At 59.3% G+C, this 12,527-nt stretch carries 10 protein-coding genes; 1 reads left to right on the plus strand and 9 read right to left on the minus strand.

Annotation, left to right across the window (positions count from 1 at the left end):
• Window positions 1–26: 26 nt before the first annotated feature.
• The 8 genes from OHB23_RS01730 to OHB23_RS01765 form a co-directional block, all read right to left on the minus strand.
• On the minus strand, window positions 27–1,274 hold the full coding sequence (locus OHB23_RS01730) for a hypothetical protein (protein WP_328810724.1): 1,248 nt from the start codon (window positions 1,272–1,274) through the stop codon (window positions 27–29).
• Between the two features lie 92 nt (window positions 1,275–1,366).
• Window positions 1,367–2,740: a flippase gene (locus OHB23_RS01735; protein ID WP_328810725.1), complete on the minus strand. Its 1,374-nt coding sequence runs from the start codon at window positions 2,738–2,740 to the stop codon at window positions 1,367–1,369.
• Between the two features lie 45 nt (window positions 2,741–2,785).
• Window positions 2,786–3,847 (minus strand): nitroreductase family protein, encoded by a 1,062-nt coding sequence (locus OHB23_RS01740; protein WP_328810726.1) that lies wholly within the window; start codon window positions 3,845–3,847, stop codon window positions 2,786–2,788.
• A complete protein-coding gene (locus tag OHB23_RS01745) occupies window positions 3,844–4,944 on the minus strand; it encodes a polysaccharide pyruvyl transferase family protein (protein ID WP_328810727.1) in 1,101 nt (366 codons plus the stop codon). Before OHB23_RS01745 ends, OHB23_RS01740 begins: the two co-directional genes overlap by 4 nt.
• Window positions 4,941–6,296, minus strand: coding sequence for a hypothetical protein (locus OHB23_RS01750; RefSeq protein ID WP_328810728.1), 1,356 nt, complete (start codon window positions 6,294–6,296; stop codon window positions 4,941–4,943). Before OHB23_RS01750 ends, OHB23_RS01745 begins: the two co-directional genes overlap by 4 nt.
• Entirely contained in the window at window positions 6,293–7,315 is a 1,023-nt protein-coding gene (locus OHB23_RS01755; protein WP_328810730.1) for a glycosyltransferase, read from the minus strand. The genes OHB23_RS01750 and OHB23_RS01755 overlap by 4 nt, the downstream gene beginning before the upstream one ends.
• A 925-nt stretch (window positions 7,316–8,240) precedes the next feature.
• Complete coding sequence (locus OHB23_RS01760) at window positions 8,241–9,251, minus strand: GDP-mannose 4,6-dehydratase (protein ID WP_328810731.1); 1,011 nt, start codon at window positions 9,249–9,251, stop codon at window positions 8,241–8,243.
• Window positions 9,248–10,321, minus strand: a complete 1,074-nt coding sequence (locus OHB23_RS01765) for a glycosyltransferase (protein ID WP_328810732.1) — start codon at window positions 10,319–10,321, stop codon at window positions 9,248–9,250. The genes OHB23_RS01760 and OHB23_RS01765 overlap by 4 nt, the downstream gene beginning before the upstream one ends.
• A gap of 255 nt (window positions 10,322–10,576) precedes the next feature.
• On the opposite strand from OHB23_RS01765, the gene OHB23_RS01770 reads away from it, so the two are divergent.
• Window positions 10,577–11,161, plus strand: a complete 585-nt coding sequence (locus tag OHB23_RS01770; protein WP_261782283.1) for an acyltransferase — start codon at window positions 10,577–10,579, stop codon at window positions 11,159–11,161.
• Here OHB23_RS01770 and OHB23_RS01775 read toward each other — a convergent pair.
• Window positions 11,131–12,483, minus strand: a complete 1,353-nt coding sequence (locus tag OHB23_RS01775) for a P-loop NTPase (RefSeq protein ID WP_328810733.1) — start codon at window positions 12,481–12,483, stop codon at window positions 11,131–11,133. The two genes, OHB23_RS01770 and OHB23_RS01775, sit on opposite strands and share 31 nt — an antisense overlap.
• Window positions 12,484–12,527: the final 44 nt, after the last annotated feature.

A 12,527-nucleotide genomic window follows, 5' to 3' on the forward strand; every position in this document is an offset into this window, starting at 1 on the left:
TCCGATCTCCTACCGGAGCCTTCCTCTCACTCATTGACCAGAATCACCTGACCATCAAAATCCGTGAAGCCACCCGCTTCGCTTCCGTAACGCTCGATACGAGACGCGATTAGACCATCGGCACCATCTTCGACCGACGAGATAGGGCGCGCGAGCACGTATGGCAAAGACGCAGTCTCCTCACGAACCCAACCCATAGCCGCTGGATGACACCTCTCGACGACCGACTCGGACCCGGTGTTGCGAACCAACGTAACGTCGGACGACGTTCTTGGGTAAGCCTGGAAAGCCGCGCCTGACAGATAATTTGCGGTTTCCGAATGTCCAATGCGTGTGCCAGCTGGGCCTAAGCTGAACGACGACCATAATTCTTCACCTGGTGAGGCCGACGCAACGAAGTATGTAGCGTTGTCTTCATCGTCTTGATCCCACTCAGCGTAGAGCACAGCGGGCGCACTAGGCCCTGCGGCAACACCCAAAAATCGTCTTCGCCGACTGCCGAGTTCAGCAGGCCGCACGACGTAACCGAGTTCTCGATCTGTTCGATTAGCGAGTGGGTCACCGTCCAGAGACCACATAAATTCCCCCGACGAGTTGTAGACAGCGTTATCAGTTACATCATATGTTGCGAAGCGGATCGGCGCTTGGTCGCCGGGCGTTACCGGGTGGTAACCGATCGCCAAACGAACTGTACGTCTACCCTCATCATCCAGAGCGGCACTCAGATACGGAACACGGTTGTTCGTAGACGCAACAAGTGTCTGTTCCTTGCCTTGCCACTCGACCGTCTTGCTCTCCTTGTCGACAAGAAAGGTGCAAGCACTCCAGGAATAGACGTTTGTGCCATCATTCACGTATCGGACACGAACCAGCAACCGGAATTTCCACGCGTTCGAGTCTGTATAGTCTACAACCCGAAACAATTTCGCGTAACTAACAGTGCCTCCAAGCTGTACTGTGGATTCCCGTCCGAACGACAGTGCATCACCAGCGCCGGGCAGGCCACCGATTCTCACCCTCGCCAACTGGTCTGCATTATGGAAGGACCATGCACAGACTAATGGCACGCCAGATTCCGCCCAAACGGCCGGCCCGTTATGGTCATCAACACCTGACTTGGCAATCACAAACGATTGTGCGGAATCACGGTTGAAACTGTTCATTAGAACAGAGCCGTCTGAGCCGGCCGCACCGAAGTACGTAGTTCCTTCCACGCCCATCGCAGGGGGATCGATCCACCACCCGGTGATGGCGTTATCGACAAGTACGTTCACCTCGCTGCTCGAGCGAGTACTCGAAGAGCAAGCTGATGCCACACCTAAGAGCACACTTCCGACACCAAACTTCAACGCCTCACGCCTGTTCATCATGAACGTGCTCCGCTGGCGCGATCAGATACACCGGATGCAGAAGGTAATGAATCAACTAATTGACGCACGCGCCGCGATCCCCTCTTTCCAGGCTCCGCAGCGGATAGCACGATCCAAAACAGAACGCGCGTGCGTGATGTCAACAGTAGGAAAAGGAGGCCGGAGGTCGCGTAAGACGCTACCGACACCCATGCCGCACCAACGATCCCGAACCGATCCAGCACAATGAGATTCCCAACGATGTTGACGGCCGCCCCGGTGCCGTGTGAAACGAGACTGAAGATATAAAGATTCTCGACGATAAGCCATCGCGAAAGAGCAGTTCGTATGAATAGAAACATGCCACCGAAGATGTGAATCGACAAGATCGTCGAGCTTGCACTGAAAGCATCGCCGTATAAAAATTTGATTATCCAAGAACTTGCCATGAGTACCACGAGCGCTCCGCCGAAGCTGATCCAGATCAGAAGTCGAAGCAGTGTTGTCAGTCCTTTAGCATATGAATCCCGATCCGATCGAGAGGATCGGACCAGGCCTGGGAACATCGAAGATACGACGGCCATTGCGAGGACTGTCCATGACTCGGAAAGCCGGCCCGCCGCGCTGTAAACACCGACTTGACTCACCGAGACGAAGGCCGCAATCATTATTGCGTCAATACGTAGGTTGAGCTGGGCGAGGAAACCGGACATCATAATTGGCCAGCTACGACGCAGCAAACTGCGCATCTCAGACCATTTGAACGCGTATTTGTAACTTGTCGACTCTCTCGGCGCTTTAGCTATTCTCCCAAAAAAATAGACAGCAGGCAACGCATATAATAAGGCGTAGTCCAAGGCATATCCGACTGCTAAAAATTGGATGCTGCCACCCGTAGCGATAACCACCACCTTGACTGCGGTAGCAACAGACACTCCCGCTACATGCAAAGCAACCAAACGCTTGAAGTCACTATCTGCGTTGAAGTTTGCTTCAAAAACGTCGAAGGAGGTAAACATGTACCCAAATCCGATGATCGCCGTCAAGACCAAGATATCGGATGCGTCGAAAAGGAACATTGTTGCAATCATGCCAGCGTACAGAATAAGACCAAAAACCAGTTTGCACACCACGACAGTCGTAATGATCGCACCACGCGTCGACGGTTTCTCTATCAGCTCTTTGACGAGGATTCCGCTCATACCCAGTGCGGAGAATCCCAACACAATCGTACATACAGCGATCGCGGTCGTTATGGCACCTAAACCCTCTGGGCCGAAGGTCCGAGCGACAAGGATCCCAATCAGCAGTGCAGCACCCATCCTGATGACACTGTCTGCAAGTAAGAATGCCGCGTTTCCCCCGGCGGTGGACGGGCCCCGTAGCTTCACCGCGCTGAGCTTGTTCGGACGATGACAGCAATACGATTATTCTTCTCAGCCATAAGAACGAGCCGAATCAATCGACTTTTTGCCAGAAAATGGAGTCAGACCAGCAGGATCCGGAAACCCGAATGCAACCAGCATTACAACCCGTTCATACTTCTCCAACCCAAGCAATTGGGCCATCTTTGCCTCCCGTCTTGGTATGTCGGGCCAATTGATACAACAGCTCGACACGTTCGCAGCCTGAAGCGACAGCACGAAGCTCATCGCCGCAAGTGAAGCATCAATATAAATCAGGTGTCTGTCACGCTCATCGAAATAGGCCGATTGATCACCAACAAAGACGGCCACGTTCGCAATACTCTGCAGGTATCCAGCGGTTCCCATCGCAAGTGCTGCTACCTCGCGAGCCGCGCCGGGCTCATCAAAGATGCGAATCTGCCAGGGGATGCGATTGCAAGCCGTCGGCGCTTGAAGCGCGGTCGATACCGCCGTATCGATGACCTCGCGCGGAACCTTATCGGCGGTGAACCACCTGACCGACGTTCGAATGTTTGCAAGATCGTGAAGATCAATCTGGGCAACCTGTGATATTGGCTGACCCACCTCGTAAGGCGCGCTATCACGGAAGTCCTGCGCCGCTAACAACCCGGACGCCATCGCGATGGACGCAGCCCGTTGCACTCGCACGTCATCACTGGCGCTAGTCGCATCAACGTAATCGGCTAAAACCGAGCCGACCCATTCACGCTCCTCGGTGTCTAGAGTCGGAGCAAGATTGACGTAAGCAGCTACAGTTGCCTCGATGTATGCGGCTGCGAACGTTGCCCGGCGGGGCTGCATACACAGGCCCTTTTCTATCATATGAACGTGTCGGCGAAGTTCAAACCTCTGCTGCGCATTTGCAGACTCACGATAATATTTCCTCGCGCCAGCGTGGAAAGCTGACTTCTCGCGTCGATAGCTTTTTGCTCCGCGGCTATAGATGAGACGAGTGAACCGGTAACCATCATCGAAGTACCACCGCCGGAGCACCTGTTGAGTGCGCGCGTACCGTTCGCCAGCGTCAGAAGGCAGCACTCGTCTGACGGCCCGCTTTACCGCTGCAATCATACCGCGCTCCCAAGCGTCTCATTGACCTGCCGCCACATCTCAGATACCTGGCCCTTGATTTCGGCCCCCCTCCGCCTCACCTGCTCAAGCCCAGCCTGGTCCTGAATGACGTAGCGAACAAATTCGCTAAGGTCTTCGCCGTTAGAAGCAACCCATTGTGGTACACCGTAGTCCGCAAACAATTCGTCATACTTATGAGACCAGCCGAGGCCGACCGTGGGGCGCCCGGAAGACAGTGCCCCGACGAGCGCGTGGAACCGACTACCGACCACCACCTCAGCCGCAGCAAGAAAACCCTTGATCTCGAGGGGATTCGCTGCCCAGAACGTGTCAGCCTCTGTGCCATCGACTATCAGATGGGCAAGGCGGACATCCGTTGACTCGTGGGGCGCGACGACGGATCGCAACCCCATGTCGGTGAACGTTCTCAACACCCGTTGTGCGGATGCGATGTATTCTCTCTCTGATTGGCCACCATGAGTGATCAGCTTCGAGTTTGGCACGAATATCCCAGCTGGTTCCTGCGGGGATTCGCGACAATTAATCCCAGTCTCTAGAACAGTGAAGTCTGGACAGATACGGACAATAGACGCATCAATGCCGAGTCTGTCGAGATGGTTCAAACTGATTTGATCTCGCGCGTATATTAGATCGGCATCCTTGAGGAGCTCACGACTGTATCTAGCGGTGTCGTCATCTACAAACGGCCCGAAAGCTTGCGGTAAAAAGATTCTAACGGTCCCATTTCGGCGCCAAAGCGGCACGAGCGACGCTTCGCGGCGAGCCCGCAATGCGCCGAACGAATCGGAGTAAGCGAATCCCGATGCATCCAGGACTCCGCTAATATCCTTCATGCGCGCTAGACCGAACATGTCTGCTAGACGCTCGGGAATAAGTGATCCAGTAACGCCAGTCAAACGAGCGGCTTGATCAAGAACGAAGGTCTGCCTGAGACCAAGAGCCGCTCGGTCCGCGTACGTTGCGCCGTTCGGACTGGTTGCCTTAGTCGTCTTGTCAGGTAACTGACGAGTAATCGACGAGAGCATTAGGTGAGCACCCTTGTTGTGCGTGTTGACTCCCCGAATGTCAGTGATCATTCTGTTAGCGCTCCCTGTTTGCTCAACTGAATTCTTGGGGCCTGTTTATGCGCCACAAGCTGACTCCGGTCCCGTCTTACCACGTAGGCCAGTACGAGCAGGATGAGCATTGTCGCAGTAAAACGGCCTTGCATCCAGTATATGATGCGTGGAAGTTCGATCAAACCGACATAGCAAACGGGTAGGGCGACCAGGCCGAATACTGACGCTCGCCGGAAAGATCGATATATCAACGCTATGGCGGCGCCCGCCACGAACCAGTACAGCGCCATTTGGGCCAACCCGAGTTCGGCACCTGTCACGGCGAACGATCCCGGGTTATTGAATTCTGGGTTCGCCTGAGATGCGAGAGTCCATCGCCACCATGTTCGAACACCAACCGATCCGATCTCGGGCGTGCCTAGTATCGAAGACAAAATAGGAGCGTCCCAGAAGGATGCAAACGAATATAATGGTTGAGTATTGACGGTGGGGTATAAATCGTAAAATAGAGCGCTATTGTTGATTGATGTGGCATAATAACCGCTGAGTCGCTGCGTGACGAACTCGGCGTAGCTTCCATCGAAGGACCGTTTGTATGCTGCCCAACTGCGACCGTATTCGAATACTGCGAAGATCGTCCACAGCGCGGGCAGAGCTGCAGCTGGGGCCCACTTCCCCAAGCTCGACCTCCAGGATGACGTCGCGCGATGCGGGAGTGCAAGACATATGAAGGCCAGAGGCAGCAGCACCTCGATCAGCGCAAGCCGTTCTCCATAGAACAATGCGCGAACGGAGGCTAGCGCCACAACGATCACGACTACGCGACGGTTGTCGCGCATGGATGCACGAAGTAAGACAATCTCTAGCACTACGATCGCGGGGCCCAGTTGGGTGAACGAGGTCAAGCCTCCTACCGGTGCGGCGCGATCTTTCACCCCAGAAACTGCTCCGCGTTCGAACCCGAGGACTGCTTGGATGTCTGCAGTACTCAACCCTCCCCTGACAGCGAGGAAGCCCCAGACAGCGTACGAAAGCAGCAACAACACAAGGGACACTGTGCTTATGCGTTTCAGGGTCTCCAGCAACGCCCTCGACATGACAATATCTCGAGGAGGCGCCGGCACCCTGACCAAGCCCGCAATCGCGTAACCGATCGCCATGGCCAAGAGTCCCAGCAACATCACAGATGCCGTGTCGAAAGATACGAATTTCTGCACCCGCCACACCGCGTACTGCCGCGGGTTTGATCGATAGGCGTAGATAACGATTAACGGCAGGAGAACTGCGATGACCCAGATGGGATTCATCCACCAATATGTTCTGAAGTGAATGCTGGCTGATGCTGACTCGGTCTTCTGCTGGTTCTTCACGGATGCCTCCGCCCCAACTGGGAATCGTACACGTCATCAATGATCGCCATCAGGTCGCGCGATCGAGCATGCCAATCGAACGCGCGAGCATGGCGAACGCCCGCTGAGCTCCAGACATCAGCCAGAGCGCGTCCTGCTTGATCAGCGGGATTTTCCTCATGATCCCAAAGCCACACGCGAGGCGCATCCCGATTCTTCAGTTCAGACGTCCGAGTGCCTGCGACGGCAAGTCCAGCTGACAAGTACTCGTAGAATTTCATTGGGCTTCGACCAGCGTTGAGAGAATTGCTGTTGAACGGTAGCAATCCGACGCGAGCTCGCGACAGCACACCTGGCGTTTCCAGATACGGCACCGCGCCAGTACACAGTACGTTCGGCGGGAGTGAATTGCGGCCAACTGTCACCGGACCTACCAATGTTATCTTTTCTTGCGGGTACGCATTGGCGATAGCAATCACTGCATCCCAATCGAAGCGGTCATCGATGGCCCCTACGTATACGAAACCACACCGTTCGTTTGCGGAAAGCTCGATTGATTCGAACATGGCGCAGTCGACGCCATTCTCAAGTACAAATGTTCGGAGGCCAGGCCGCGCATCCGTCTGCTTCAGGACCGTATCCAGGGTGATTTGTGAGGTCGCTATAACGGCATCCGCCACCTGAATCAAGCGGTGCTCTGCCCTAGCAAGTGCTCCGCGCGGATGGATGTCCGTAGGACGATAGATGATAAGAGTTTCAGGCCCGAACGTGCGCCGAAGGCGTTCAGCAGTATGTACAAACAGTGGTTGGTCGACCAGAATGACAACCTGCGCAACACCGCGTTCTGAGAGCTCGGCCGATACCCACGCCTCTGTCTGCCTCCCGATGCCCAGTCTGGGCGGCAGGATTTGCTTGGGCACTAGGTCGCGCACTCCGGCGCGCGAAACCGGGTCGTTCAGGGCGGCGACATAACGTGGAGTTTTCAACTGCCGTCGGAGTCTTGCTTGTACTGAGGACACCGGTGTGGAGGCATGTAACACGACCGCGTCCGTCTCTGTTTCGGCTATCTTTTCGGACAGATGGTGGCTGCCAACCCTAACATTGCCATCGAAATGGCTGTGACTGAGAAAGACATATCCCAAACGGTGCAAAACGCACTCACATTCTTCTACGTGACAGTTGATTCTTAGTGCAGACGTGTTCGGTCACATTTTGTTGCTTTATTAAGGTCAAAGCTACATGCATGGTCGCGAAGTGTGGTCGCGCAAGACTCGTTCGTTGGCACTTCTCTTGCCACCCCTCCACTCTGTGCACCGCTGTGTCGACATGCGTCAGAGTACGGTCCAGCCCGGCTCGGGGCGACTCGAGGGATGACGAGGAATCAGGACTACGTTCGGTCGGTTGATGCTAGTTCGGAATTTCGCCGATACCTGGGCAATTTTCGGCCGCCGTGCATAGACGACTGTGCGAATACCCGGTTGGAGGCGATTATCCGGTGGTAACGCGTCCGCAGCGAACTCATTCGAGACGAACAACAACCTGCGTAAGCGGCGGGGTTGGCGACTACGTGTCGACGTCGGCCACCGCGCACTCACCCTGCGGCATCGAGGGAGTGCGGTTGAACACAGCAGGGACGGGCGGCTTTCGATGGCGCAGAGACGGTTGACTTATGTGTTTGACCTCACAGAAAACCGGGCCGTCGGGTCGACTACGCGAATGTCGGGTTGACTCTGGACGACAAACACAGTTTGTGGCTTTCTCTAAGCTGACGACACATCCAGGTGGACGCATCTGGCTTGTGCTGGCGTTGGGCGCATAGACATGGACTCGCAGAATGCTCTGATGCGACTTGTCTTGAAAAACCCACCACACGGAATGCGCTAGAAAGCGATCCCGGCACAACTGACGTGGCGGACTGCGCCTGTTGCTACCGACCGTAGCCGCGGCCCTGGCAGCCACCTGTCGCTAGCCTTCGGCTCTTACAACCAAACTATCGGACTGTGTCATCGAGGCGACTAGCGCACTGAAGTCTCGGGAGACGGTCCAGGACAACTCCCGCCGCACCTTCGATGGGTTTCCAACACTCACCCGTTGGTCCACCGGCCTCGATAGCGTCGTGTCTGATCTGACGAATTCCTCCCAATCGCCGATCTCGACCGCATCGAAGGCCGCCTGTACAAACTCCATGATCGACCGCGCCTCCCCCGTCGCCACGATGAAGTCGTCGCCTTTGCCGTGCATCGCCATCCTGTACATCGCGTCGACGTAGTCCGGGGCCCAGCCCCAGTCACGCCGGATGCTCGTGTCGCCGAGGGTGAGGGTGTCCTGCTTGCCGGCCGCGATCGCGGCGACGGCCGCGGTGATCTTGCGGGTGACGAAGGTGGTGGGTCGGCGAGGTGACTCGTGATTGTAGAGAATCGCGTTCGTGCCCTCGAGCCCGCGGGCGCGGTAGATCTGAACGAGGTTGTGCGAGAGCGCCTTGGATGCTCCGTACGGCGAGGTGGGCTTGATCGGGGTGTCCTCGGTCTGCGGTGATTCGGTCGATCCGGCGAAGATCTCGGCGGACGAGGCGTTGACCACCATCACCTTCTTCCCCGATTTCTCCTGCTGGTGCAGGCAGGCGTCGAGCAGCGCTGCCGCGGAGACTCCGTTGACGCGCGTGGTGGTCACCGGGTCCTGCCACGACTTCCACACGGACGAGATGCCGGCCAGGTGGAAGACGTAGTCGGGCGCGATCTCCTGCACTGCCGTCGTGGTCGCGACCGGGTCGGCGATGTCCTGGTATCGCACGGTGACACCGTCGAGGTACTGCAGAAACGGCGGTCCATCGTCGTCCGGGCGGGCGATGCCGTGGACCTGCCACCCTTTCGACACCAACAGCTCGGCCAGGTACGTCCCGTCCTGACCACCCACTCCGGTGATCAGAGCCACGGGTGCGGTGTCGTCGAGCTCCACGTCGGTACGGCCGGTACTCATGCGGTCAGTATGCCGTCCCGCGTGCCTCGATCCCCAGCCACGTTCGCTGTGTTGCCCAGTCGTGAGCGCGCGAAGTCGTACGCCTCGGTCAACCGCCCGGCCATCAGCGCGAAGTCGAAGGACTTGGCCACCTCGACGGACTGGGCACGGACAAGCTCCTGGTAGTCCAGGTCGGCGAAGAACCGTCGGACGGCGATAGCCATCTCCACCGGGGTGGTGCCGGCCAGGGGGTAGTTGAGCGACACCATGCTGGGAATCGAGCGGCTGAGAATCGGGCATCCCATCTCGGCCGCCTCGAGGGTGGACAGCGGAGCCCCTTCCCATGCCGCCGTGTGGAGGTAGAGGCTCGCGGTCTGGACCAGACGACGAACCTCGGCCGGCTCGATCCATCCCGTGATACGGACGCCGGCTCGCTCGAGGCGCTCGCGTCCCTCGTCACCCGACCCGATCCACACGAACTCGCACGACGGGCCCACCACCTCGGCCACCTCGGCGAAGAAGCGCGGGTCCTTCTGGTCGGCGATCCGTCCGAGCATCGCCACCAACGGGCGGTCCGACGCGGGCGGTCGCTCCACGACGAGGGACATGGGGGTGGCGGTGTTGGGCACTTCGCGGCTCGGCATGCTCGGGCGCAGATCGTGCCCGATGGCCAGTTCGCGAGGACTCACGGCCATCAGCATCTGCTCGCGGCCGGCGAGGAAGCGTTCCACCGCCCAGTACGTGAGGCGCTTCGCGGGCGGGTGGCCCTCCTCCATGGCGTAGCAGTGCGGGGAGTAGACGATGCGGGTGCCCTTGGGGAGCATCGCGCGGAGCAGCCCCGCGTAGCTCGAATGCAAGTGCACGATGTCGAAGTCGTTGTCCAGGATGAACCTTCGTGCGTCACGGAGGAACGCCATGAGGTCGCCGTCGAACGTCTGGACGGTCGCCGTCTCCGGCACGTCGAAGGTCTCGTGGCCCACGCGGGTGCGGACGAACAGGTGGTGTTCGTGGGCGTCGGCACCGCGGACGTAGTTCACGATGGCGCTCCGCAGCCCGCCGCCGAACGCTTCCGACACATGCACGATCTTCATCTCGCACCTTCTCGGTCGTGGGTGGCACGACGCTCCCCACCCGCGTGCAGACGAAACATAACGCCCAGAACCATTCTTTGCACGTCGAACAATGTTTGTTCACATCGGTCGCGTTCTTACAATGGAAAAGGCGTGGCTACTTTACTCATAAGGGCGCTGAAACTGGACAGAAAGCGGCGTCGTGACTGTTTTGGGGCTGCGGGCGCACGGTGACAGACCACGACGATCCGTCCATTTTCGTGCAATAGTTGTCGCATGGCGGCACCGGTCTCGACGGACGATTCGCGCAAGCAGTGGGTCTCCCGCGTGCAGACGGGCGCTCGGGAGCAGGCCGGTGAGCGGCTCTACAACGTGGTGATCACCCGGATCCCGTCACGCACGCTTCGAGTGGGCTGGTTGCGGCTGTTCGGGGCCACCATCGGCGAGGGCACGACCATCAGGATGGGTACCCGAGTGCTGGGGCTGCGCTCCCTTGTCATCGGTGCGCACTGCGCCATCGGTGCAGGCTGCCTGCTCGACGCGCGGGGGCAGGTCACCATCCACGACGACGTGGAGATCGACACGCACGTGCAGATGATCAGCGGCCAGCACGTCGTCGACTCGGACGATTTCGGCACCACCTACTGCCCCATCGTCATCGGACACCACGCCTGGATCGCCAGCCGGTCGATGGTGGTGGTCGGCGTGCGCATCGGAGCCGGTGCAGTGGTGGGAGCCGCGTCGCTCGTGCGCGACGACGTGGCGCCGAGGACCGTCGTCGCGGGTGTCCCTGCTCGTCCCATCGGGACACGCGACGCGGCTCTCGACTATCACCCGGTAGGGAGCCCGCGCCTCACCTGAGGTGCGTCGTGCTGCCTGCGCCGACGGTGGCTGGTGGCCACGCACCCGAGGACAATCGCGCCGGACAGTCCCAACTTCCCCACCGAGTGCGTCAGATCCGCCGAGGTGGTCGACCCCAGAAGCGCCACCAGCAGGACGCCGTCCGCGACTCCCGCGAGGACGGCCGCGTCGGCCGAGCACAGCACCGGCGGTGCGTCGATGATGACGAACTCGAAGTACTCGTGAAGTTGCTTGACCATCTCGTTCATCGTCACGCGGCCGAACAGGGCGCTCGACGACTCGGTGGCGACGCCGGTACCGATGATGCTGAGGTTGTCGCGGTCGGTGGGCACCACGGCGTCGTCGAGTGTGGCCTTGCCGCGCAGCAACTCGCTCAGCCCCGGCACTCCCCCGATACCGAACAGAGTCGGGAGCCTCCCGCCGCGGAAGTCGGCGTCGATCAGGGCCACCGATCTGCCGGTGTCCGCCAGTGCAGCCGCCAGTCCTGCCGCCACCGTCGTCGATCCGGTCCCCACCGTCGGCGCCGCCACCACGATGGTCCGCGGCGGTGTGCCCGTTCTGAGCGCGAGGATCGCTGTGCGGATCTCGCGGAACGCTTCCTCCGCCGTCGGAAACGACGAGCCGAGAAGCAAGGAGTCGGCGTTCGCGTCCTCCTGGCGGGGAACGACACCGAGCACGGGCCCGGCGGCGCCGGCCGCGATGTCGTCGTCGGTGTGCACGGTCGAGTCGAGGGCCGAGCGACCCACAGCCGTCGCGAGACCCAGGATCAACCCTCCGAACAGCCCGAACACCAGATTGCGGCCCCAGCGGGGACTCGAGGGAGCGACAGGGAGGTCGGCGAAATCAGCCACGGTGGCGGTGGCTGCCGGCAGTTGCCCCGCCTGCGCCGTCTCCAGCTCCTGCACGAGCTGGCTCGTCTGGGACGCCACCGCATTAGCCAGGTCGCGAGCAGCGGCCGCATCGGAATCGCTGGCTGTGACGTCCAGCAGAACCGATCCCGTGACGGCCGCGGCGGTGACTCTCGACATCACGCTCTCCGGAGGAACGTTCAGACCCAGTTCGTCGATCGCGCGCTCGGCCACCTGCTTGCCCACCGCGAGCCCCGCGTACGACGCGACGCGACCGGTGGAGAACAGGCTGCCCTGATACGCGTCGCTGATGGATCCCGCACCGGTGGTCGAGATGAAGAGTCGCGCCGTCGCCACGTAGGTCGGTTGCGACAGGGCCGACACCGCGCCGGCAGCACCGACCGCGAGCACGGTGCACAGCACGATGGTGACCCAGTGTCTCCGCCAGGCCGAGAAATACTCCCGTATGTCCATGACCCGTTCTCCCCGCGGAAGATACCCAGCGATTGTGGCCGGGA

The organism is Rhodococcus sp. NBC_00294 (assembly GCF_036163995.1).
Lineage (GTDB): Bacteria > Actinomycetota > Actinomycetes > Mycobacteriales > Mycobacteriaceae > Rhodococcoides.

Bases quoted from the DNA above. Each gene is read 5' to 3' on its own strand.
- OHB23_RS01740 (WP_328810726.1), bottom strand. From the start codon at position 3,847: ATGATTGCAGCGGTAAAGCGGGCCGTCAGACGAGTGCTGCCTTCTGAC.
- OHB23_RS01745 (WP_328810727.1), bottom strand. From the start codon at position 4,944: ATGATCACTGACATTCGGGGAGTCAACACGCACAACAAGGGTGCTCAC.
- OHB23_RS01760 (WP_328810731.1), bottom strand. From the start codon at position 9,251: ATGAGTACCGGCCGTACCGACGTGGAGCTCGACGACACCGCACCCGTG.
- OHB23_RS01765 (WP_328810732.1), bottom strand. From the start codon at position 10,321: ATGAAGATCGTGCATGTGTCGGAAGCGTTCGGCGGCGGGCTGCGGAGC.
- OHB23_RS01770 (WP_261782283.1), top strand. From the start codon at position 10,577: ATGGCGGCACCGGTCTCGACGGACGATTCGCGCAAGCAGTGGGTCTCC.
- OHB23_RS01775 (WP_328810733.1), bottom strand. From the start codon at position 12,483: ATGGACATACGGGAGTATTTCTCGGCCTGGCGGAGACACTGGGTCACC.